Here is a 15,661-nt window from a genome sequence, read left to right as displayed (position 1 = left end):
TCGTGCCCACCTTTGACTATCAAGCCCGAGACCGTCAGGGCCGTACGTGCCGGGGTCGGCAAGAGGCCGACAGCCCGCGTCACGCCAGGCAATTGCTGCGTGAACGGGGCCTGCTGCCGAGCCGGGTGCAAGCAGCGAGTGCGCGTAACGGCAGAGGATTGGCGCTGGGGCTGAATGCCGCTGACCTCGCCTTGTTGACCTTGCAACTGTCGACCCTGGTCCAAGCGGGTTTGCCGCTGGAGCAAGCCCTCAAAGCGGTTGCCGAGCAGAGCGAGAAACGTCGTGTATCCCGTCTGCTCGTGCAGGTGCGCGGCCGTGTGATGGAAGGTCATTCACTGGCCGCTGCGCTGGGGGCATTTCCTCGGGCATTTCCAGAATTGTTTTGCGCGACCATCGCGGCCGGCGAGCGCTCGGGGCATCTAGGCCATGTGCTTGAGCAGTTGGCTGCGTATACCGAAGCACGCCAGGCGTCGCGCCAGAAGATCCAACTGGCCTTGGTCTATCCGGCGTTGCTGATGACGGCCTGTGTGGCAATCGTCGGTTTTCTGCTCGGGTACGTCGTGCCGGATGTGGTGAAGATCTTTGTCGACAGTGGCCAGCCGCTGCCCTGGCTGACCCAGGCCATGATCGCTGTAAGCCATGGCCTGCGTGCCTACGGACTGGTGCTGTTGGTGGTACTGGCCGGCATCGTAATAGGGCTGCGTTGGAGCCTGCAGCAAGCGCGCGGGCGTTGGTATTGGCATCGCCTGGCGTTGCGTATTCCTCTGTTGGGCGGCGTTTTGCGCGCAATGGAAGCGGCCCGATTCGCCAGCACCCTGGCGATCCTCGGGAAAAGCGCCGTGCCGTTGGTGGACGCCCTGGAAATCGCTGCTGCCGTGATTGGTAACGTGACCATTCGGGCGCGCATGGCCGATGTCGCCCGTTCTGTACGCGAGGGCGGCACCCTGACCCGCGGGCTTGAAGCGGGCGGCGATATTCCACCGCTGATGCTGCACATGATCGCCAGTGGCGAGAGCGCCGGTGAACTCGACGCCATGCTGGCGCGCGCCGCCGAACAACAAGAAAAAAGCCTCGCCGCACGCATCGCGCTGGTGGTGAGTTTGTTCGAACCGGCAATGCTGGTGGTGATGGGCGGCGTAGTGCTGCTGATCGTCATGGCCATTCTGTTGCCGATTTTAAGCCTTAACCAACTGGTGAACTGAATGCGCAAAATGCCCCAAGGCCAACGCGGTTTTACGCTGATTGAAATCATGGTGGTGGTGGTCATCATCGGCGTGCTCGGCGCCATTGTGGTGCCGCAGTTCATGAGCCGACCCGACCAGGCGAAAGTCACGGCCGCCAAGACGGATATCCAGGCAATTTCCACCAGCCTGGAAATGTATCGCCTCGATAACGCCTATTACCCCTCGACCCAGCAAGGCCTGGAGGCCTTGATCCATCGCCCGACAGGCACACCGGCCGCAAGGAACTGGAACCCTCAGGGCTATCTGAAAAGCCTGCCGGTGGACCCTTGGGGCACGCCCTACCAATACCTCAACCCTGGCGTGCGCGCGGCCAATGGCGGCTATGACCTCTACTCATTGGGCTCCGATGGCGTAACCGGTGGCGAAGGTCACGCGGCAGATATCGGCAACTGGGGAGGCTGATCGGATGCCCAGGCGTAGCCGTGGATTTACCTTGCTGGAACTGATGGTGGTGATCGCCCTGATCGGCATAGTGCTGGGTGTAGTCAGCCTGTCGACCGGCAACAGCCCTGGTCGCGTGGCACGTCAGGAGGCCGGCCAACTGCTGCAATTGGTCCAGCAACTGCGCGAGCAAGCCGTGATCGAGGGGCGTGAATACGGTGTGCGCATACAGCGCGATGAATATCGCGTCGCGCGCCTTGAACACGAGGGCTGGCAACCCGCCGGTGCCGTGCACCGGTTGCCCGAGGGCCTGTACTTGCACCTCGAACAGGAAGGTCAGCAACTGAACCTCGACGGTGCCGTGCCGCAATTGCTGATGCTCAGCAACGATGAACTCAGTGCATTTGTCCTGTACTTCAAGTCGATGGAGCAGACGTGGCTGAGCGTGGTCAGTGACGGCGCGGGAGACCCTTGGATTGAAGGGTAAACACCGGCGCAATCGAAAACGTACCAAGACGGCCAGGGGGTTCACCTTGCTGGAAGTCATGATTGCCCTGACGATTTTCGCCACGTTGGCCGCCGCCGTGATCACGGCCGGCCATTACTCATTGCAGCAGAACAGCCGGCTCAAGGAGCAGATGCAATGCGCCTGGTTGGCGGATAACCAACTCAGCGAATTGCGCTTGCAGGCTGTGTCGCCTGGGCGCCAGCAATTGCTGCGGCACTTTGACCAGAGTGATTGGGTGGTCGAGCAGATCATCACGCCGGATACGGACCCTCGAATGCTCAAGGTCGATATCAGCGTCACGCGCCAAGGCAGCGATCAGCCGGTCTACAGCACCCGCAGTTGGGTGCCTGCCGTGCATGAATAAACAACGTGGTTTTACCCTGCTGGAATTGGTCATTGCCCTGGCTATCTTTGCCTTGTTGGGGCTGGCCAGTTGGCGGCTATTCGACACGACCGTACGCGCACAACAAGGCGTGGCCAGCCACGAACAGTCACTGCGTCGCCTGCAGCGGGTGCTCGGCGTGATTGAGCGGGATGCGTTGCACGTGGCGTCATCGGTCATGGTCCTTGGCCCCACCACCTTGCAGCTGGTGCGCAGCAACTGGCGCAACCCACATGACCTGCCGCGCAGCGGGCGTCAGCATGTGCTCTATCGCCTGGAAAACCGCGTGCTCTGGCGTGAAAGCCGAGGGTTGGATTCATCCACGGTGGAGCGACAGAAACTGCTCGATGATGTGGACGAGTTCACCTGGCGATTGTACGACCCCGAGACCGGTTGGAGTGCCGCTTGGCCAGTGGGGCGCGGCGCAGCGACCACACCGCCGCAAGCACTCGAAGTGGTGCTGTCGAGTGGTCGTTTCGAGCGGATACGCCGCGTGTGGCCATTGCCCCAAGGGCATCCATGAAACGTCGCCAACGCGGTGTCGCGCTGCTGAGCGTGTTGCTGGTCATGAGCCTGGCGTTGTTACTGACGGCGGCCATGCTGCGTAGCCATTTGTTGATGTTGCAAGGCAGCACGCGTCACTTGCACCAGGTACAGCTTCGGCAATTGGCACTGTCGGCGGAAGCCTGGGCAAAGCTTACGCTGGAGGCGACCGAGGATGACAGGCAGAGGGTACATACAGCCCAGCCATGGGCCCATGCCATCTGGCCTTTCGCGACTGACGGCGCGCAGATCAATCTGCATATCGAAGACCTTTCCGGTCGCTTCAACCTCAACGCGCTGTTAAGCGAAGGGCACGTGGATAGGGTGGCAGGACAGCGCTGGACGCGGCTGCTTGGCTCCTTGGGGCTGGGGCCGTTGGAATTGCCGGCAACCGGCGCGGTACAGGAACTGAGCCAGCTGCGCGTGCTGCCGGGTATCGACGGTGCGTTCTTGCGCAGGCTGGAGCCTTGGGTGGCGACCCTGCCAGAGGACGCCGCATTGAACATCAATACTGCTCCGGCGCAGGTGTTGGCAATGTTGGACGGCGTGTCCATGGCGACTGCCCAGGCACTGGTGGCCCAACGACCCGACGACGGTTATGCCAGCGTCCAGGCGTTTACCCATGATCCGCTGATCGCAGGGCTGGGAATCAACAGTCAGGGCTTGGGCATCGGCAGTCGCTGGTTCCGCGTCAGTGTCGAGGTGAGCCTGGGCACCAGCCGATTACGTTTGGTCAGCGAGGTTGAGCGTGAGCGCAAAACCGGGCGCTGGCGCGTGGTGCAGCGACGTTTTCTTCCTCCGATCTCTAGCGAGAACTCTTTATGAAAAACTGGCTTCATTTGAGCGCCGAAGGCCTCGCTGCGCCTTCCGACCAGTGGCCGTGTCTGCTGTGGCGCGCCGCAGGTGACTGCGAGCGGATGCTGTTGGCCGAAGCCGCGCAGCGCCTGGCTGGGCAACCTGTCGATCTGTTGCTGCCAATGGAAATGTGCAGTTTCTTGCGCACAGAACCATGGCCGTCAAAACGTCGACCGGACGCCCAGGCGATCGCCTTCGCCATCGAGGAACAACTGGGTGACGACCTGGAGGGAGTGCACGTGTGTGCCGGGCGCCGTGACCGCCAGGGTCGTTATCCGGTGCTGGTCACGCATAAAGCGCGTTTCAGGGCGTTGCTGCATTTACTGGCGACACTGGGTATTCAGGTCCGTAGCGTGAAGGTGGACGCCAATCTATTACTCGACGACTCCACTGCTGCCGTCGACTGGCTTGACCGTCGCGTAGTCGGCGGCAACCTGCACGTGGCGCTTTCTCCACAGGGCCTCAAGGCCATTGAACCCTTGCTTGTCGAGCCGTTGCAGTGGCTGGACGACACCGACAGCCGGATGTTGATTGAAGCGGCGCTGTGGAGTGGACACGGCCAATCGATCGACCTGTTGCAGGGTGAGTTCGGTCGCGCCCGGCGGGCCTGGCCGTGGGTGACGTTGGCCCTCGCGGCCACCTTGCTGTTCATGGTGGATTGGGGGTTCAAACTGGTGCGTATTCAAACCCTCGAAGGGCAAGCGCAGCAGTTGTATGCGCAAAGCCTGCAACGGTTTCAAGCGCTGTATCCACAGCAAACCCGTGTCGTAGATCTTTCCGCGCAGCTCGATGCATTGCAGAGGCAAGGCGCGACCGCTTCGACCACTGCGCTCGCACCCCTAGTGCGGCTCACCGAACAGGTGATCGGTGGTGGGGATGTGGACGTGCAGCGCATCGATTTTCAGGCAGGTGATGGCTGGAAGGTGCAATTGACGACCTCCAGTTTCAATGAGCTGGAGCAACTGCGTGAGCGTGGGCAGCAGAGCGGGATACCGGTGCGTATCGGCAATGCCAGTAAGAATGGAAACCGAGTACAGGCGGTGTTGATGTGGGAGCAGTCTTTGTGAAGCGCCGGATGGAGTCGACCTTACGCGCCTGGAAAAGTCTGTCGTTGCGCGAGCGCTACTTGCTTATTTGCATGGCACTGCTGCTGCTCTGCGGATTGCTCTACTCATTACTGTGGCAACCCACGCAGCAACGGTTGGCCGGTGCCGAGCGCCTGTACCAACAACAGTGGGTCCTCTCGCGGCGAGTGTTGCTGGCTCAGCCCCAACAAGACACGTCGGTTGCCACCCAACCCTTGCCGGCCCGGCTCAGTGAACGCGCAACGGCGGCAGGCCTGGACCTGCACCAGATGGAAGTGGATGGCGACCAATTGCGCTTGAGCATCAGCGGAGAAGCGCACGCACTGTTGAGCTGGCTTGCTGATGTAGAGCGCGATGGCACGCCTTTGCTCACATTGACGCTGGAAAAGCGGGAGCAGCGGCTAGAAGCACGCGTGGTGCTTTAGGTGTTGGCCCTAAATGTGCCGACCGACGGTATAGCAAACGGCGCTATCAGCATTCTCGCGCTGCCCTTCCGTAGTATTTGGGATTATTCCTACGCCTGGAGGGCAGTCTTTCGTCAAAAATCCGCCGTGAATTCACTCGCCGATGATTGGCATTGATGCAAAGGTGATAACGAAATGAGAACTGCTGAATATTCGATGAGCCAGAAAGTCCTGCACTGGGTTTCTGCCGTCATCATTGTGTGGTCGTTGTTGTCGGGTTTTTATGTGGCCGTATTTAGCGTTCCTGCCGCCATCAAGGCGTGGGTCGGTTTTTTTAACGTGTCGTTGACCACGTTGTATATCCCAGTCTTTGTACTGCGGGTTTATTGCTCTTTCTCCCACGGCCTGGATTTTTCCACCCAGCGCTCGCTGCAGGAGTACATGGCGTTATTCGTCCACAAGGCTATGTACCTGGTGTTGGCGGTGGTATTGGCGACGGGCGTGCTGATGATGGATCGGCCGATCAATGTGTTTAACCTGTTCGCCATTTCCCCGTTCGTCAGTGACCCCGCAACCATCGCCAGGTATACCCAAGTGCATGTGCTGTCGTGCGTAGTGCTGTTGTTGATGCTGGTTCTGCATATTGGCGCGGTGGTACTGCATGAGAAGCGTGGCAAACGGGTGATGGCGCGGATGTCGTTCAAGGTCCGGGGCCTTGAAACGACAGTTCTTCAGGCGCGGGCGAGTGGCGGCAACTTCGCCAACTTCAACGCCACCAGCAACGCACCGATCAACAGTGCAACGATGAACGCACCGATCCCGCTCCACCCTGCAAAGTGCCAGAAGAACCCGCCAGCCGTACCGGCCACGCTGGACCCCGCGTAGTAGCAGAACAGGTACAACGACGACGCCTGCCCCTTGGCCTTCACCGCACGGCGACCGATCCAGCTGCTGGCCACCGAGTGGGCGCCGAAGAAGCCGAAGGTGAAGATCAGCATGCCTGGCACCACCAGCCACAGCGGGGTGAACAGGGTCAGGGCGATGCCGGCGAGCATCAGCACGATGGTGGCCCACAGCACGCGGCGGCGGCCAAGGCGGTCGGCCAGCGAGCCGATTTTTGCCGAGCTGTAGATGCCTGAGAGGTACACCAGCGACAACAGGCCGACCACCGCCTGGCTCAAGTCATACGGATCGGCCAGCAGGCGATAGCCGATGTAGTTGAACATCGTCACGAATGCGCCCATCAGCAGGAAGGCTTCGAGGAACAACCATGGCAAGCCCGCGTCCTTGAAGTGCATGACAAAGCCATCCAGCAGGTTGCGCGGCTTGAGACTGCTGGCGCGGAAGTTGCGCGACTCGGGGAGGATTTTCCAGAACACCGTGGCCGCGATCAGCGCCACGGCGCCGATGATCAGCATTGCGGTGTGCCAACTGACGAAGTCGATCAACACGCCGATGATCAGGCGTCCGCTCATGCCGCCAATGGCATTGCCGCCGATGTAGAGGCCCATGGCCAAGCCAATGTGCTGCGGGTGGATCTCTTCGCTCAGGTAGGTCATCGCCACCGCCGCCAGGCCGCTGAGCGACAGGCCGACCAGCGCACGCATCAACAGGATCCCTTCCCACGTCGGCATCAAGCCGCTGGCAATGGTTGCCAGTGCCGCACAGAACAGCGCGGAGACCATCACCGGTTTGCGTCCCAGCCGGTCGGATATCGGTCCGGTGATCAATAGGCCCAACGCCAGCATTGCCGTGGCCACCGACAGGATCAGGCTACTTTGGGCCGCGTTGATGGAAAACTCGTGGGACAGCGCCGGCATCATCGGCTGCACGCAATACAGCAGGGCGAACGTCGCAAAACCGCCGGAGAACAGCGCCAGCACCGTGCGCATGAACATCGGCGTACCCTTCTCGATGTACGCGTCATTGAGTTGGGCCACCACGTCATCCAGGGCGGTAGGAGGGAGTTCTTGGGCGAGTGGAGCGACAGCAGAATTCACGGGGACCTCGGGGAGGAAGAACGTGCCAGGACCGGCAATGCAAAAAAGAATATAGCTGGCTAATGATTCTTTCCAATATATTGTTCGACCTGTTTGATAGCTTTTACGACCTAATGAGGTTTGCATGGAATTACGCCACCTGCGGTACTTCATCGCCGTCGCCGAAGAACTGCATTTCGGCCGGGCCGCGCAGGTGCTCGGCATCTCGCAACCGCCGTTGAGCCAGCAGATCCAGGCGCTGGAGCAGGAGGTGGGGGCACGCTTATTTGAGCGTACCAATCGTCGGGTCGAGCTGAGCGAGGCGGGCCGCTTGTTCCTGCACGAGGCGCGATTGGTGCTGGCACAGGTCGACAAGGCGTCGGATGTGGCGCGGCGCGCGCAGCTGGGTGAACTGGGGGAGTTGAAGATCGGCTTCACCTCATCGGCACCGTTCAACTCCAGTATCCCCCAGGCGATCTTCGCGTTTCGCCAGGCGTTCCCTTCGGTGCACCTGAACCTGCAGGAAATGAGCAGCACCCAAGTGGCCGAGTCACTGGTGGATGAATCGATCCAGGTCGGGCTGATGCGTCCGTTGCCGTTGCCGGACTCCTTGAGCGTGGTCGAGTTGATGCGCGAGCCGCTGGTGGCCGTGATGAATGCCGGCCACCCGCTGGTCGAGGGCAGTGAGCGTGGCCTGCTTCTGGCGCAGTTGGCACAGGAACCGTTCGTGTTTTTCCCGCGAAGCTACGGCAGTGGTCTTTATGCGCAGTTGATCAACTTGGCACGTGATGCCGGTTTCAGCCCCCACTTCGCCCAGGAGGCAGGGGAGGCGATGACCATCATCGGGTTGGTGGCGGCGGGGTTGGGGGTGTCGGTGCTGCCGGCGTCTTACCAGCGCATCCGCATTGACGGCGTGGTGTACCGCACTTTGCTGGACCCGGAGGCGGTGACGGCGGTGTGGCTGGTGCAGCGCAAGGGCGTGCAAACGCCCATGGCTCAGGCGTTTGTGGAGTTGTTGACGCGTAAAGTGGCGGTGTAGGCAGGGTCACATATCGGGTAACGCATCCACCTTAGTGATTGTCCGGAAAATTGCGCAGAATCGCTTTTTTTCAAGTGAGTGATATGGATAGCACTTCTTTATCAGCCCAAGGAGGGCAGTGTGTTGATTTGTGATTTTCGAGGCTATGAAGTACCGGAAATCATCAAGATCAGGCCCGTTATTGTGATTCGCAAGCACCGAACCAACAAACTGCTGGTGACGGTGGTTCCGTTGAGTACTACCGCTCCACAGACGGTTATGGACCATCATTTGCAACTCGACAGCCATCTTCAAGGAGCGAGTCCGATCTGTTGGGCGAAATGCGACATTGTGGCGACGGTGAGCCTGGGCCGGCTCGATAGAATCAAAAGTAAAGATCGCCATGGCAAACGAACTTACAAAATCGCAGAACTCACCCGCGAACAGTTTCACGCGATAAAAGCAGCGGTGCGCAGTGCGCTTGGACTGCACTGAATTTTGCGATAGACCGGCGGCGCTTTGCCACTGATTGCGGGCAAGGAGTTTTCGGGCATACTGGCCACGTTCCCGTAAGGGGCTTGTGAGACTCTGAGGATCCTGGGCAACCAGCCATCGCAGAGCCAGGCAGGAAGCGGCGATGACAAGCCAACCTGTTTGTGAAGAGGGCGCCGAAAGGCGCCCTTTGTCGTTTCTGTTGAACCCAAATTCGTTTAGTGGCGAGGAAGCGGTACCTGTTTTACTTAGTAGTGCCGGTTTGTTCGAACAACTGCGCCGCCGAGCCCGCCTCGTTTGTACCATTGCTGCGCAACGCCGCCATGATGTCGCGGTCCAGCATGCTCACCCAACGGTTGTAGTTGCGATGGATCTTGCCGTCCTTGTAGCCCAGTTGGCGGCTGTCGCGGTAGGTGATGGCGTAGCTGTTACGGGTGTAGCGGATGTCGATAGCGGCGTAGTACTGGTTACGCACGTTGATCTCGGCCTGCACCAGTTGCGGGCTCAGGCGCTCTACCGTCCAGTCGCGTTTTTGCAGGGCGTTGACGATGATCGTTTTCATCTTTTCTTCGCTGACCTGGTTGTCGACCGGTAGCTCATGCTGGGTGTTGAGGATCGGCTTGTTGGTGCAGCCGGCGGTGGTCAACAGGGCCAGGGTGATCAAGGTAGCGCGTAGCAAGGAAGACATTCCGTATTCTCCAATCGATTAAAAAGTCAGGACCAGCGGCGGAAGATCAGCGACGTGTTCACGCCGCCAAAGGCGAAGTTGTTGTTCATCACGTAGTCGTTGTGCATCTCGCGGAACTCACCTTGCAGGTAATCCAACTCGCCGCATTGTGGGTCGACGGCGTCCAGGTTGAAGGTGTGCACGTACTGGTTGCGGTTCATCATCTCGATGCTGAACCACGACTCCAACGCCCCGCAGGCGCCCAGGGTGTGGCCGAGGAAACTCTTCTGCGAGCTGATGGGCATGCGGCTGCCAAACAGGCTGCTGGTGGCCAGGGTTTCGGCAATGTCGCCCTGGTCGGTGGCAGTGCCATGACCGTTGACGTAGCCGATGGCGTCCGGGGTAAGCCCGGCGTCTTCCAGCGCCAGTTCCATCGCGCGGCGCATGGTTTTCTGCTCCGGACGCGTGGTGTGCTGACCATCGGCATTGCTGCCAAAACCCACCAGCTCCGCGTGGATGTGCGCACCGCGTGCCAGGGCATGTTCCAGCTCTTCGAGCACCAGCATGCCGCCACCTTCACCGATCACCAGGCCATCGCGGCCACTGTCGTAAGGCCGCGGGCTGGTCTGCGGTGCATCGTTTTTCAGGCTGGTGGCGTACAGCGCATCAAACACCATGGCTTCGGTGGGGCACAGCTCTTCGGCGCCACCAGCGAGCATCAACGGCAGGCGGCCGAACTTGATTGCTTCATAGGCATAACCGATGCCCTGGCTGCCGCTGGTGCAGGCACTGGAGGTGGGGATCAGCCGCCCGGTCAGGCCAAAGAAGATGCTGATGTTCGCCGCCGTGGTGTGGGGCATCATGCGCACGTAGGAGTTGGCGTTGAGCCCCTCGGCTACCGAGTTCAGCAGCATGTTGCCGAACGCCTTGATCTCGTCGGTGCTGCCGGTGGACGAGCCACAGGCCACGCCCATGCGCCCGTCCTTGATCGACTCATCGCCGAGCAAGCCGGCGTCCTGCAACGCCTGCTCCGCCGCCCATACCGCCAGGCGCGAGACGCGGCCCATGCTGCGCAGCTGCTTGCGGGTCCAGTGGGCCGGCACGACAAAATCGTCGATCGGTCCGGCCAGGCGCGTGTTCAATTCGGTGAAGCGATCCCACTCATCCATGCGACGGATGCCGCTGCGGTTGGCGCGGAAGTTGGCTGCGATGGTGTCCCAATCGCCGCCCAGGGAGGTCATGCCGGCCATGCCGGTGACTACGACGCGCTTCATCAGCACAGGCCCCCATTCACGGCCAGGACCTGGCGAGTGATATAGCCGGCTTCGGCCGACATCAGGAAATTCACCGCGCCGGCGACTTCTTCCGGGGTGCCCATGCGCTGCGCGGGGATCATCTTCATCAGTTCTTCCACCGGTACGTTTTCATCGAGCATGGCCGTGTCGATCAAACCCGGTGCGACGCAGTTGACGGTGATCTTGCGCTTGCCCAGTTCGATGGCCAGGGCCTTGGCCGCACCGATCAAGCCGGCTTTTGAGGCGCTGTAGTTGACCTGGCCACGGTTGCCAATCAAGCCGGAAACCGAAGTAATGCAAACGATGCGGCCAGCGGCGCGACGACGAATCATCGGCATCATCACCGGGTGCAGCACATTGTAGAAACCGTCGAGGTTGGTGCGCATCACCACGTCCCAATCGTCTTCCGACAAGGCCGGGAACGCGCCGTCACGGGTCAGGCCAGCGTTGAGCACCACGCCGTAATAGGCGCCGTGTCTCTCAACGTCCGCTTCCAGGATTTGCTTGCACACGGCACGATCCGCCACATCGAATTGCAGCACCCGCGCCTTGCGGCCCAGGGCCTCGACCTCGACCTGGACTGCATCGGCTTGCGCACGGCCACTGCGGCAATGCAGCACGATGTCATGGCCGGCCTGCGCCAGGCGCAGGGCAATGGCGCGGCCGATACCACGGCTGGAGCCGGTGACCAGTACGGATTCAGTCATGGCGTTTCGTCCTTCGATTCATCTAAATAGTTGGCCGCCTGGGGCGGTCGAAATACGTTCAAGCGAGCGCTGGCTTGGATGCCTTCACCGGTGAGATGGCATTCGAACACACCCATGCCATTGTCGTCTTCCAGCGAACGCAGGCCGTGGATGGTCAGTTCGGCACCGGCCGGGAAATGCTCCACGTTGCATTCGAACTTACGGGTGCCCAGCAGGAAGCCCAGTTCCACCGCTTCGCCTTTCTGGCGCGCGCGGCAACCGGCGTAGGCGGCGACACTTTGCGCCATCAACTCGATGCCAACCCACGCTGGCAGGCTGCCGTCAGGGCGGTTGAACAGGCCGCCAGGGGTGACGGTGGTGCGGGTATGAATCTGCTCTTCATCGAACGACAACACCTGGTCGATCAGGATCATGTCGCCGGCATGGGGCAGCAGTTCAGCGAGTGGCCAATGGATCATGGGGCCTCTCCGATAATCAGGCTGACGTTGTTGCCGCCGAAGGCAAACGAGTTGCTCATCAGGCAGCGTTTTTTCAAGGGTTCACCGGTACGCGTCCATTGCAAGGCGGGCAATGCCGGGTCGGCCTGGCCGTCCCACACATGCGGCGGCATGACGCCGTGCGCCAGGCTCAGCCAGCAGAACGCCGCTTCCAGCGCTCCGGCGGCGCCCAGGGTGTGGCCGCTCATGGGCTTGGTCGACGAGCAGGCCACGCCGTTGGGGAACAGGCTGGCAACCGCCAGGCTTTCCATCGCGTCGTTGTGTTGGGTGGCGGTGCCGTGCAGGTTCAGGTAACCGATGTGCTCGGGTGCAAGCTTTGCGCTGGCCAGGGCCTTGCGCATCGACTGCAGCGCGCCTTTGCCGCTGGGCTCGGGTGCGGAAATATGGTGCGCATCGCAACTGGCGCCACTGCCCAGCAGGGCGATGGGCGCCGGTTGCCGGGTCATCAGGAACAGCACGGCCGCTTCGCCGATGTTGATGCCGTTGCGGTTCACTGAAAACGGATTGCAGCGCTCGTTCGACACGGCGTCCAGCGAGCTGAAACCGTTGAGGGTCAGCTTGCACAAACTGTCGACGCCACCGCAGATCACCGCATCACATACCCCGAGCGCCAGCAGGCGCTGGGCACTCATCAGCGCACGGGCGCTGGAGGTGCAAGCGGTGGAGATCACATAGGCCGGGCCGCTCAGTTGCAGCCAGTCGGCGAGGAAGTTGGCCGGGGCGCTCAGTTCTTGCTGCTGGTAGTCGTAGTCGGCTGGGAACTGATGTTCCCGCAGGTAATGGGCGATACCGCGACTGGCTTCGTCGATGCCCGACGTGCTGGTGCCCAGCACGATGCCCACGCGCGACGCGCCGTAACGATGGATCGCCTGCCGAATGTCATCCTCGATCTGCAGCGCCGCTTCCAGCAGCAGCTGGTTATTGCGGCTGCTTTGCTGGCCAAGTTCCGGTGGGATGATTGCCAGTTCGCCGTGCACGCCGGCCACCGGCAATACGCGCTCCGGCACCCAGCCGCTTTCGGCGCGCATGCCCGAGCAGTCGCCGGCGAACAGGCTGCGCGCGACCTCGGCCTGGCCACGGCCAAGGGCGCAGATCACGCCGAGCGCATTGAGGTAGGCGGTCATTGGGCAGCCCCAAGTGGCGTGATGCGGTAGCTCAACGGTTGCCCGCTGATATTCACGCTGAACACTTCGGAAGACTGATACACGATCTGCCAATGGCCGGGCAGGGTGCGCGTCAGGTCCATGGCTTGTGCGTTGGGGTACAGCGCGCGCAGGTCATCTGCCGAGGCCAGTGCAAACAGCAGCGCGGCGAACAGCTCGCGCGCCTGGGGATTGGGCGGCAGCAAGCCGTCGGCCTGCCACTGGCCATTGATCAGTTTTTGCCGGGCCTGGGGGATGCCCAGCGGGTCCATCATCGACCAGCGAATGCCGCCGCCTTCGCGCTGGATCACCAACAACCAGTCCTGGCTTTGGCCATCGGCCAGACGTTGCACGTGCAGTTGCATCGGCAAGGCCAAGGCCGGGGTTTTCTCAGGCAGCGGTGGCTGGCTGGCGCAGGCGCTCAGCAGCAACAGGCAGCCGATCAGCAACAGGCGCATCATGGGGTGGCGCTCGCCAGGGGCTTGCGTGCCACGCAGTTCACCAGGGTTTCTTCGCGTTGGCCCACCGGTGGCGCCTTGCGCAGACCCCAGCGTTCCAGCAGGCCGAAATCGCTGGAACGGCTCCACCACAAATACGGGTACGAAACGTTCTGCGCGCCGAACTCAAAACCCTGCTCGCGGATCATCTCCAGGTACTCTTCGGCGCTTTTCTGCACGTGCATCGGGTGGCGGAACAGCCAACGGATCACCCACGTGTCGATGTAGGCTTCAGTGGACTCGGCAAACAGCAGGTAACCGCCCGGCTTGAGCACGCGGTAGAACTCTTTGAGGGCGCGGTGCTGTTCAACCAGGTGGTGGAAGGTCTGGTGGCAGAACAGGATATCGACGCTGGCATCCGGCACATTGAGGGTGGCGCAGTCGCTGCCGATCAACTCGATATCCAGGCCCTGGCGCACGGCTTCGGCCTTGCTCAGCTCCAGGCTGTGAGGGTCGGCATCCAGGCCGATCAGGCGCGCGGGGGCGAACACCTGCTGCAGATACTGGAACGACTTGCCCTGGCCGCAACCGGCGTCCAGCAACACGGGTGCCTGTGGCAACGGGTCGGTAAACAGGCCTCGCAGGTCGTTGATCGCCACGCGCAACACGTGGTGCTGCCAGGTGTGGCTGCGCAGGAACCAGAAGCCGAACTTGGTTTCTTCGACGTAGTTCTTACTTAAGTACTGACTGCTCATACCGGCTCACCCGCACAAATTTCCGACAACATCCGTAACCGCCGCTTGGGTTCGCTGACAAACGGGTTGCGCTCGTCCCACGCGTAACCGGCGAGGATCGAGCAGATCATGCGGCGAATTTCCGGCGAGCTGTCGGGGTGGTAAATCACATCCTGGAAGGTGCCGGCGTACCAGCCTTCGACGTAGCAGCGGAAGGTGTCGACACCGCGTTTGAGCGGTTCGGCAAACTCGGTTTGCCAGTCCACCGCTTCGCCGCTCAGTTGGCGGTGCAGAAGGCCTGCGGCCATGCTCGCCGAACGCATGGCGATGGTCACGCCGGACGAGAACACCGGGTCGAGGAATTCTGCCGCATTGCCCAGCAGCGCAAAGCCCGGGCCATGCAGGGTCTTGACGTTGGCCGCGTAGCCGCCGATGGTGCGCGCCGGGGTATCCCACACGGCGTTTTGCAGCACGCCGGACAGGCTTGGGGTCTCGTCGATTAAACCGCGCAGGCAGGCATCGAGGTCGCTGTCGCGGCCGTCGAAGTGTTCCTTGGCGGCAACCACGCCCACTGAGCAACGGCCGTTGCTGAACGGGATGGTCCAGAACCAGATATCGCGCTGGGTTGGATGGGTGGTCACGAGGATCTTGGTGCGGTCGAAGCCTGGGTGTTCGATACGGTCTTCGACGTGGGTGAACACCGCTTGGCGCACCGGGAAGTCAGACGGCAAGTCCAGCTCCAGCAAGCGCGGCAGCACGCGGCCGTAGCCGCTGGCGTCGAGCACGAACTTGGCCTTGAGGTGGTACTCGCTGCCGTTCTCGCGGCGTACGTGCAGGTAGCGGCAGTCGCCCTTGAAGTCCACGCCGACGATGGTTTCGCCGTAGCGAATGTCGACGCCTTGAAGCGCGGCCTGGTCGGCCAGCAACTTGTCGAACTCGCCACGCTGCACCTGGAAAGTGGTGGGCTTGCCGTTGCTGAACGTATCGCTGAAATCAAACGCGCTGTAGCGCTCGCCCCAGGCGAATGCCGCACCGGTCTTGAGCTGGAAACCAGCGGCCTGCACGGCGTCGAGCATGCCGGCTTCTTCGATGAAGTCGATGCAGTGGGACAGCAGGCTTTCGCCAATCGAGAAACGCGGGAAATGCTGGCGCTCGATGATCAATACATCATGCCCTTTGCGCTTTAACAGCGCGGCGGCGATGGCCCCGGACGGACCGGCACCAATCACCACCACCTGGCGACGTTCCATTTCAACTGTGGGCACGAGGGCTCCTTGCCGCTTTGGCGATA

At 61.4% G+C, this 15,661-nt stretch carries 19 protein-coding genes and 1 pseudogene; 11 read left to right on the top strand and 9 right to left on the bottom strand.

Annotated elements, in window-relative coordinates; translation table 11 throughout:
• Nucleotides 1-2: 2 nt before the first annotated feature.
• From gspF to CFE47_RS22540, 9 genes and pseudogenes are all read left to right on the top strand, one after another.
• A complete protein-coding gene (gene gspF / locus CFE47_RS22580; protein WP_286840604.1) occupies nucleotides 3-1,202 on the top strand; it encodes a type II secretion system inner membrane protein GspF in 1,200 nt (399 codons plus the stop codon).
• Complete coding sequence (gspG, locus tag CFE47_RS22575; RefSeq protein WP_185704886.1) at nucleotides 1,203-1,646, top strand: type II secretion system major pseudopilin GspG; 444 nt, start codon at nucleotides 1,203-1,205, stop codon at nucleotides 1,644-1,646.
• Between the two features lie 4 nt (nucleotides 1,647-1,650).
• Nucleotides 1,651-2,112, top strand: coding sequence for a type II secretion system minor pseudopilin GspH (gspH, locus tag CFE47_RS22570; protein ID WP_286840602.1), 462 nt, complete (start codon nucleotides 1,651-1,653; stop codon nucleotides 2,110-2,112).
• A complete protein-coding gene (gene gspI / locus CFE47_RS22565) occupies nucleotides 2,102-2,497 on the top strand; it encodes a type II secretion system minor pseudopilin GspI (protein ID WP_286840600.1) in 396 nt (131 codons plus the stop codon). Before gspH ends, gspI begins: the two co-directional genes overlap by 11 nt.
• Nucleotides 2,490-3,038 (top strand): type II secretion system protein GspJ, encoded by a 549-nt coding sequence (locus tag CFE47_RS22560; protein ID WP_286840598.1) that lies wholly within the window; start codon nucleotides 2,490-2,492, stop codon nucleotides 3,036-3,038. The genes gspI and CFE47_RS22560 overlap by 8 nt, the downstream gene beginning before the upstream one ends.
• A complete protein-coding gene (locus CFE47_RS22555) occupies nucleotides 3,035-3,883 on the top strand; it encodes a type II secretion system minor pseudopilin (RefSeq protein ID WP_286840596.1) in 849 nt (282 codons plus the stop codon). Before CFE47_RS22560 ends, CFE47_RS22555 begins: the two co-directional genes overlap by 4 nt.
• Nucleotides 3,880-4,980, top strand: coding sequence for a type II secretion system protein GspL (gene gspL, locus CFE47_RS22550; RefSeq protein WP_286840594.1), 1,101 nt, complete (start codon nucleotides 3,880-3,882; stop codon nucleotides 4,978-4,980). The genes CFE47_RS22555 and gspL overlap by 4 nt, the downstream gene beginning before the upstream one ends.
• 8 nt (nucleotides 4,981-4,988) lie before the next feature.
• Entirely contained in the window at nucleotides 4,989-5,423 is a 435-nt protein-coding gene (locus CFE47_RS22545; protein ID WP_286840592.1) for a type II secretion system protein M, read from the top strand.
• Between the two features lie 174 nt (nucleotides 5,424-5,597).
• Nucleotides 5,598-6,038: pseudogene (locus tag CFE47_RS22540) on the top strand (cytochrome b/b6 domain-containing protein); the annotation flags it as partial.
• Nucleotides 6,039-6,133: 95 nt separating this feature from the next.
• Here CFE47_RS22540 and CFE47_RS22535 read toward each other — a convergent pair.
• Complete coding sequence (locus tag CFE47_RS22535; protein ID WP_376750078.1) at nucleotides 6,134-7,354, bottom strand: MFS transporter; 1,221 nt, start codon at nucleotides 7,352-7,354, stop codon at nucleotides 6,134-6,136.
• A 172-nt stretch (nucleotides 7,355-7,526) separates the two neighbouring features.
• Here CFE47_RS22535 and CFE47_RS22530 point away from each other — a divergent pair, with 172 nt between their 5' ends.
• Nucleotides 7,527-8,420 (top strand): LysR family transcriptional regulator, encoded by an 894-nt coding sequence (locus CFE47_RS22530; protein WP_286840589.1) that lies wholly within the window; start codon nucleotides 7,527-7,529, stop codon nucleotides 8,418-8,420.
• A gap of 87 nt (nucleotides 8,421-8,507) precedes the next feature.
• Nucleotides 8,508-8,894, top strand: coding sequence for a type II toxin-antitoxin system PemK/MazF family toxin (locus CFE47_RS22525; protein WP_312490549.1), 387 nt, complete (start codon nucleotides 8,508-8,510; stop codon nucleotides 8,892-8,894).
• A gap of 241 nt (nucleotides 8,895-9,135) precedes the next feature.
• Here the strand turns inward: CFE47_RS22525 and CFE47_RS22520 are convergent, their stop codons facing one another.
• Genes CFE47_RS22520 through CFE47_RS22485 form a run of 8 tightly spaced genes read right to left on the bottom strand, consistent with a single transcriptional unit; the run spans nucleotide 9,136 to nucleotide 15,635 of the window.
• Nucleotides 9,136-9,579 (bottom strand): hypothetical protein, encoded by a 444-nt coding sequence (locus CFE47_RS22520; RefSeq protein ID WP_185704908.1) that lies wholly within the window; start codon nucleotides 9,577-9,579, stop codon nucleotides 9,136-9,138.
• A gap of 26 nt (nucleotides 9,580-9,605) precedes the next feature.
• The gene (locus CFE47_RS22515) at nucleotides 9,606-10,832 is read right to left on the bottom strand and encodes a beta-ketoacyl-ACP synthase (protein WP_185704910.1); all 1,227 of its coding nucleotides are present in this window, start codon (nucleotides 10,830-10,832) and stop codon (nucleotides 9,606-9,608) included.
• Nucleotides 10,832-11,560 carry a 3-oxoacyl-ACP reductase FabG gene (gene fabG / locus CFE47_RS22510; protein WP_286840585.1) on the bottom strand — a complete coding sequence of 243 codons (729 nt, stop codon included), beginning with the start codon at nucleotides 11,558-11,560 and terminating at the stop codon, nucleotides 10,832-10,834. Before fabG ends, CFE47_RS22515 begins: the two co-directional genes overlap by 1 nt.
• Nucleotides 11,557-12,018: a hotdog family protein gene (locus CFE47_RS22505; RefSeq protein ID WP_286840583.1), complete on the bottom strand. Its 462-nt coding sequence runs from the start codon at nucleotides 12,016-12,018 to the stop codon at nucleotides 11,557-11,559. The genes fabG and CFE47_RS22505 overlap by 4 nt, the downstream gene beginning before the upstream one ends.
• Nucleotides 12,015-13,181, bottom strand: a complete 1,167-nt coding sequence (locus CFE47_RS22500) for a beta-ketoacyl-[acyl-carrier-protein] synthase family protein (RefSeq protein WP_286840581.1) — start codon at nucleotides 13,179-13,181, stop codon at nucleotides 12,015-12,017. The genes CFE47_RS22505 and CFE47_RS22500 overlap by 4 nt, the downstream gene beginning before the upstream one ends.
• Complete coding sequence (locus CFE47_RS22495; RefSeq protein WP_286840579.1) at nucleotides 13,178-13,660, bottom strand: hypothetical protein; 483 nt, start codon at nucleotides 13,658-13,660, stop codon at nucleotides 13,178-13,180. The genes CFE47_RS22500 and CFE47_RS22495 overlap by 4 nt, the downstream gene beginning before the upstream one ends.
• Nucleotides 13,657-14,391, bottom strand: coding sequence for a class I SAM-dependent methyltransferase (locus CFE47_RS22490; protein WP_286840577.1), 735 nt, complete (start codon nucleotides 14,389-14,391; stop codon nucleotides 13,657-13,659). Before CFE47_RS22490 ends, CFE47_RS22495 begins: the two co-directional genes overlap by 4 nt.
• Entirely contained in the window at nucleotides 14,388-15,635 is a 1,248-nt protein-coding gene (locus CFE47_RS22485; protein ID WP_286840575.1) for an NAD(P)/FAD-dependent oxidoreductase, read from the bottom strand. Before CFE47_RS22485 ends, CFE47_RS22490 begins: the two co-directional genes overlap by 4 nt.
• Between the last annotated feature and the right edge of the window lie 26 nt (nucleotides 15,636-15,661).

It is taken from the genome of Pseudomonas sp. PGPPP1, from assembly GCF_002255865.1.
Classification (GTDB): domain Bacteria; phylum Pseudomonadota; class Gammaproteobacteria; order Pseudomonadales; family Pseudomonadaceae; genus Aquipseudomonas; species Aquipseudomonas cremoris.
The sequence above is the reverse complement of the archived record's forward strand: the minus strand, read 5'-3'. Positions and strand labels throughout refer to the sequence as shown.

Bases quoted from the DNA above. Each gene is read 5' to 3' on its own strand.
- gspG (WP_185704886.1), top strand. From the start codon at position 1,203: ATGCGCAAAATGCCCCAAGGCCAACGCGGTTTTACGCTGATTGAAATC.
- gspH (WP_286840602.1), top strand. From the start codon at position 1,651: ATGCCCAGGCGTAGCCGTGGATTTACCTTGCTGGAACTGATGGTGGTG.
- CFE47_RS22560 (WP_286840598.1), top strand. From the start codon at position 2,490: ATGAATAAACAACGTGGTTTTACCCTGCTGGAATTGGTCATTGCCCTG.
- CFE47_RS22555 (WP_286840596.1), top strand. From the start codon at position 3,035: ATGAAACGTCGCCAACGCGGTGTCGCGCTGCTGAGCGTGTTGCTGGTC.
- gspL (WP_286840594.1), top strand. From the start codon at position 3,880: ATGAAAAACTGGCTTCATTTGAGCGCCGAAGGCCTCGCTGCGCCTTCC.
- CFE47_RS22545 (WP_286840592.1), top strand. From the start codon at position 4,989: ATGGAGTCGACCTTACGCGCCTGGAAAAGTCTGTCGTTGCGCGAGCGC.
- CFE47_RS22530 (WP_286840589.1), top strand. From the start codon at position 7,527: ATGGAATTACGCCACCTGCGGTACTTCATCGCCGTCGCCGAAGAACTG.
- CFE47_RS22520 (WP_185704908.1), bottom strand. From the start codon at position 9,579: ATGTCTTCCTTGCTACGCGCTACCTTGATCACCCTGGCCCTGTTGACC.
- CFE47_RS22515 (WP_185704910.1), bottom strand. From the start codon at position 10,832: ATGAAGCGCGTCGTAGTCACCGGCATGGCCGGCATGACCTCCCTGGGC.
- fabG (WP_286840585.1), bottom strand. From the start codon at position 11,560: ATGACTGAATCCGTACTGGTCACCGGCTCCAGCCGTGGTATCGGCCGC.
- CFE47_RS22505 (WP_286840583.1), bottom strand. From the start codon at position 12,018: ATGATCCATTGGCCACTCGCTGAACTGCTGCCCCATGCCGGCGACATG.
- CFE47_RS22500 (WP_286840581.1), bottom strand. From the start codon at position 13,181: ATGACCGCCTACCTCAATGCGCTCGGCGTGATCTGCGCCCTTGGCCGT.
- CFE47_RS22495 (WP_286840579.1), bottom strand. From the start codon at position 13,660: ATGATGCGCCTGTTGCTGATCGGCTGCCTGTTGCTGCTGAGCGCCTGC.
- CFE47_RS22490 (WP_286840577.1), bottom strand. From the start codon at position 14,391: ATGAGCAGTCAGTACTTAAGTAAGAACTACGTCGAAGAAACCAAGTTC.